This is a genomic window from Vibrio sp. V42_P2S4T144, from assembly GCF_009904715.1.
In the GTDB taxonomy this organism is placed as follows: domain Bacteria; phylum Pseudomonadota; class Gammaproteobacteria; order Enterobacterales; family Vibrionaceae; genus Vibrio; species Vibrio alginolyticus.
Map to the genome: position 1 here is coordinate 1 of NZ_WXWS01000096.1, position 3272 is coordinate 3272.

The window sequence follows — 3272 nt, forward strand, 5'->3', positions numbered from 1 at the left end:
CTTCAACGCGTTTTGACAACGCGTTTACTACAGATATACCTACCCCGTGCAAACCACCAGAGAATTGGTAGTTTTTGTTAGAGAACTTACCACCCGCATGTAGCTTACATAGAATTAGCTCTACGCCTGATACTTTCTCTTCTGGGTGGATATCAACAGGCATGCCTCGACCATCATCGATCACTTCGAGTGATTGGTCAGCATGTAGGATGACTTGTACTTTTGAGGCATGTCCGGCTAGCGCTTCATCGACACTGTTGTCGATAACTTCTTGGCCCAAATGGTTTGGGCGCGCTGTATCCGTATACATCCCTGGTCGGCGACGTACTGGCTCTAAGCCATTCAGTACTTCAATGGCACCAGCATTATATTGTTCAGTCATAATACGGAATTATTCTCAAAGTTTACTTGTTGCCTGAGTATCACCAATGGGCGTACCCATACTCAGGAAACGAAAAAGCCACCCTGTTCACATCACTAAGAGTTTGTAAACATGATGCATAACAAAGTAGCCAGGGTCCTCGACCCTTAAGATCTTTTGGCAAAACATAGTCGGAAAGCATACCGCCCATGTCAAGAAACGGTTGGATATATCAATAAAAACTATGAGCCTTTTCCAATCGCTTTCGAATTACAGTTCTAGAAATTCGATAATCTGTGCAGGATAACGCTCAAAGCCTACAAAACTGTGATCACCGCCTTGTTCTACTGTTTGCTTAGCGTCTGCAAACTTATCTACCGCTTGTCGATAGTCTAAAACCTCATCTTCTGTTTGTTGCAATAACCAAAAAGAATGTGGCGACGCGATGCTTTGTACATCAAGAGCTTTTAACTCGTCAATATGACAAGCTTCAAGTGTATAGGTTTCATGCGTATATGGGTTAGTTTGCTTCCCCAAATAATCTACTAGCAACTCATAAGGCTTGACTGCGGGGTTGACCACTACCGCTTTAAACCCAAACTTGTCATTTAGCCACGTTGACATAAAACCGCCTAATGAGCTGCCCACTAGACCAATTTTATAGTCGTCTTTATATTGCTCGAGAATATCCAACAACATTTTCGCCGCTTGCTGAGGATAACAAGGTAACTGGGGAACAATCACCTTAATATCAGGCCTATGTTGCTCGCAGTAGGCTCTCATCACATTCGCTTTCATGGAGAGTGGAGAGCTATTAAAGCCATGGATATAGAGAAGAAGTGAAGGTTTACTCATAGATATCTCGCACAAAAAAGCGAGCCCGAACAGAGAGCTCGGGCGCGTTAGTAGCCGTTAGAAGAGAAGTCTGGTTGGAACTGGCCATCGGGAAGCCGACCTACTTGGGTCGTAATATCGCCACAAGCGTGTAGTTGCAGCTCCCGCCAACCAGGCGAAGTGGTATCAAGGGCAAAATCATCCGAGTTAGGCTTAAACTGAACACAAGTTGAGGGTGTTGCCATCACTCGAATGCCCTTGTGAAGCACATTCATATCTTGATGAACATGACCACAGAGAATGCCTTTCACGTTATCAAAACGCTCGACAACCTGCCAAAACGCTTCGGCATCTTTTAAAGTATGTTGATCAAGCCACGCGCTTCCCACCAGTAACGGGTGATGATGCAACAAAACAAGTGTGTGTCTTTCTGGGTGTTCGGCTAGCTTTTCTTCGAGTAGCGTTAATTGCTGATCGCTCAAGCGCCCATGAGGAACGCCAACCACTTGCGAGTCTAAAAGAATTAACTGCCAATGCTCGCCAAGCAACACATGCTCTGCGGCTTTGATTTGTGGCGAAGGCAAAACACTGCCCATATTAGGCTTGTAATCATGATTACCAGGTAGCCAAAAACAGTCTTTCTCTAGCGGTTCAATGCCGTTGGCAAAGCGCTGATAAGATTCTGCACTATGGTCTTGGGAAATATCCCCCGTCGCCAAGATGTAATCAAACGCCACGTTGCGGCGTAAAACATCAGCAACAACAGCATTGAAGCTATCGATTGTTTTTACGCTTAGCAAACTTCCCTCATCGGCAGCAAACAGATGAGTATCCGTAATTTGTAAAAGTTTGATGCTGTCACTAGATGATTGCAAAATGAAAACCTGATTCGTCCACTATATCGTTATTTGTTATTTTCCTTTAGTGACGTGACGATCAATTGAAGGCAAGTGGTGTTCTACTGATACCACTTCGTAAACAAAACGTCAGCCATTCACCGAGGAATGTGTTTAATTGATGCTTTTCATCTTTCTGCATCAGTTGGTCATTGGGATAATCATACTTAGCTTTTATGCGAGAGAACTCTCCGCTTGAGCATACTTCGGCTACTCTCGCATCATGATAAAGCCTGACAGACATCGTCGGTAAAGGAAACACTGGCGTTTCATCACTCTGACATATCTCAACAACTGTGGTGTATTTTGTGATTTCATTCACGGTCAATTGGTAAACCATGTTCGCCGCTTGGTAGCAACGTACATCCCCAACTTCGGCAGAAGCAGGCAATAAGGCGTTCAACTTAGCGTAGTTGGTCTCATACGTTCTCATAAGACCAGCTAAATCAACATGATATTGTTGTTTTTCAGCCAATTGTGCCATTACTCACTCTCCACCGTTTGGGATAGTCCCCATTCTGACTTTAACTCTTGATGGTGTAATTGCAGCCATTGCAACGCAATAATCGACGCACCATTTTCAAATTTTCCGTCCTTCACCCATTGATACGCCGTTTCACGACTCATGACATGAACGCGGATATCTTCATTCTCATAGTCTAAACCATGAATGCCGTGCGCTTTAGACGCATCCACTTCACCAACAAAGACGTCTAGCTTTTCCGAGCAACCACCAGCCGAAGGATAATAGGAAGTAACAGGTACAACGCGCCCCACCTGAATCCCCGCTTCTTCGACAGCCTCTCGACGAATTACGGCTTCAGCAGATTCATCGCGGTCAATCATACCGGCGACAATTTCTAGCTGCCAAGGGTGTTCATGTTCCAACGCGCCAATACGAATCTGTTCAATGATTACGACCTGGTCCGTCTTTGGATCATAAGGAAGCATCGCTGCTGCGTGACCACGCTCGAACATTTCTCGTTCGATAACTCCACTCCAACCACCAGCAAATAGCCTATGCTGAAAGCGGTATTTCACCATTTTGAAAAAACCTTCAATTAAGGTTTCTTTCGAGATGACTTTTACATCTCGCGAAGTAAAATCTTGTTGTTGTTTGTCACGCTGTTGCATTCAACACCTCTCTGAGTGAATCCTGTAGTTTACTCATTGTTATTCGC

General features: G+C 44.6%; 5 protein-coding genes. All 5 read right to left on the reverse strand.

All coding sequences use genetic code 11. The annotated features are described in order from the left end of the window. A partial coding sequence (locus CAG68_RS03035) for an ATP-binding protein (RefSeq protein ID WP_237667832.1) occupies positions 1 to 382 on the reverse strand: 382 nt, incomplete at its 3' end. 249 nt (positions 383 to 631) lie between these two features. After that, on the reverse strand, positions 632 to 1216 hold the full coding sequence (gene yqiA / locus CAG68_RS03040) for an esterase YqiA (RefSeq protein ID WP_161440773.1): 585 nt from the start codon (positions 1214 to 1216) through the stop codon (positions 632 to 634). Positions 1217 to 1263: 47 nt separating this feature from the next. After that, positions 1264 to 2070 (reverse strand): 3',5'-cyclic-AMP phosphodiesterase, encoded by an 807-nt coding sequence (cpdA, locus tag CAG68_RS03045; RefSeq protein WP_161440774.1) that lies wholly within the window; start codon positions 2068 to 2070, stop codon positions 1264 to 1266. A gap of 61 nt (positions 2071 to 2131) precedes the next feature. After that, entirely contained in the window at positions 2132 to 2575 is a 444-nt protein-coding gene (locus CAG68_RS03050; protein ID WP_017633603.1) for a DUF1249 family protein, read from the reverse strand. Then, a complete protein-coding gene (gene nudF, locus CAG68_RS03055; RefSeq protein WP_161440775.1) occupies positions 2575 to 3225 on the reverse strand; it encodes an ADP-ribose diphosphatase in 651 nt (216 codons plus the stop codon). The genes CAG68_RS03050 and nudF overlap by 1 nt, the downstream gene beginning before the upstream one ends. Positions 3226 to 3272: the final 47 nt, after the last annotated feature.

What these genes read in the sequence shown, in the direction of transcription:
- yqiA (WP_161440773.1), bottom strand. Translation starts at nt 1,216, where the DNA reads ATGAGTAAACCTTCACTTCTTCTCTATATCCATGGCTTTAATAGCTCT.
- CAG68_RS03050 (WP_017633603.1), bottom strand. Translation starts at nt 2,575, where the DNA reads ATGGCACAATTGGCTGAAAAACAACAATATCATGTTGATTTAGCTGGT.
- nudF (WP_161440775.1), bottom strand. Translation starts at nt 3,225, where the DNA reads ATGCAACAGCGTGACAAACAACAACAAGATTTTACTTCGCGAGATGTA.